This window comes from Bacillus sp. LR_5 (genome assembly GCF_042709275.1).
The window spans coordinates 1-981 of sequence record NZ_JAVAXX010000633.1 but is presented as its reverse complement, the minus strand read 5'-3'; the positions used below and the strand labels follow the sequence as shown (position 1 = coordinate 981).

General features: G+C 45.3%; 1 protein-coding gene. It reads right to left on the bottom strand.

Annotation, left to right across the window (positions count from 1 at the left end):
- Nucleotides 1-981, bottom strand: a 981-nt coding sequence (gene eno, locus RAC86_RS39120) for a phosphopyruvate hydratase (protein ID WP_377886999.1), incomplete at both ends; no start/stop codon positions are given.

Here is a 981-nt window from a genome sequence, read left to right as displayed (position 1 = left end):
AGTGTAGCCTGCGCGTTTCGCCATTTCGATCGCATCGAAAGTTTCAGTCAATGTACCGATTTGGTTTACTTTGATCAGGATAGAGTTGCCTACGCCGTTTTTGATACCTTCAGCAAGTTTTTTCGTGTTTGTAACGAAGAGGTCATCACCAACAAGCTGAACTTTTTTGCCAAGACGCTCAGTAAGAAGCTTGTGGCCTTCCCAGTCGTTTTCGTCAAGTCCGTCTTCGATAGAGATGATTGGGTATTTAGAAACCATTTCTTCGTACCAATCAACCATTTCAGCAGATGTTTTCACAACGCCTTCGCCAGACAGATGGTATTTGCCGTCTTCTTTGTTGTAGAACTCAGAAGATGCAGCATCCATAGCAAGTTTCACTTCTTCGCCAGGTTTGAAGCCGGCTTTTTCGATTGCTTCAACGATTGTTTGAAGCGCTTCTTCGTTAGAACCAAGGTTTGGAGCGAATCCGCCTTCATCACCTACAGCTGTGTTCATTCCTTTAGCAGAAAGAACTGATTTCAGGCTGTGGAAGATTTGAGCGCCCATGCGAAGTGCTTCACGGAAGTTAGGGGCACCTACAGGCATGATCATGAATTCTTGAATATCCACGTTGTTATCAGCATGCTCTCCGCCGTTTACGATGTTCATCATCGGTACAGGAAGCGTTTTTGAGTTGAATCCTCCAAGGTATTGATAAAGAGGAATCTGTAAGAAATCAGCAGCAGCGCGCGCACAAGCCATAGATACGCCAAGGATTGCGTTCGCACCAAGTTTGCCTTTGTTTTCAGTACCGTCAAGCTCGATTAAAAGCTGGTCGATAGCGTTTTGTTCAGTTACATCAAAGCCTAGAAGCTCTGGAGAAATGATTTCGTTTACGTTGTTAACAGCTGTTAACACGCCTTTTCCAAGGTAACGGTCTTTGTCGCCGTCACGAAGCTCAACTGCTTCGTATTCACCTGTAGAAGCTCCGCTTGGCACTAG